Below are 384 nucleotides of genomic sequence, written 5' to 3' on the forward strand. Positions count from 1 at the left end.
AAGAGCCCCTTTTCTGATCCAATTGTTCTTTGTGGAAGTAATTGTATTTTACAAAGGCCTCAATATCCTTGCTCTCTAGATCTGCATAGTTCTCTTCGCTTCCATACCCCGCATCTGCGGTGAGCTGCCCTGGGGCTTGATCGTAACTATCAATAAACTCATCTACATGGTCAATAAGGGTAGTGGTATCTGCTGTGGTTTGTGCAAGGGTATAATTAACAATGAATTGATTATTGGTGCCCGCTTGTAGGTTATACCCTGGTTTGAGTTGGCCGTTTTGCATGTGGTCATCCTTCATGCGCATAAAGGTAGCATCAGGGTCGGTCTTGCTCATGCTATTGCGAGTTCCCATTTGCTCTTCTTGTTTGTTATACTTCTCTAAAT

At 43.2% G+C, this 384-nt stretch carries 1 protein-coding gene; it reads right to left on the reverse strand.

Annotated elements, in window-relative coordinates; all coding sequences use genetic code 11:
• Positions 1 to 384 (reverse strand): transposase (locus tag MWU78_RS22280; protein WP_247002020.1); only part of this gene is annotated, 384 nt, incomplete at both ends.

This window comes from Arenibacter sp. F26102, from assembly GCF_023015865.1.
In the GTDB taxonomy this organism is placed as follows: domain Bacteria; phylum Bacteroidota; class Bacteroidia; order Flavobacteriales; family Flavobacteriaceae; genus Arenibacter.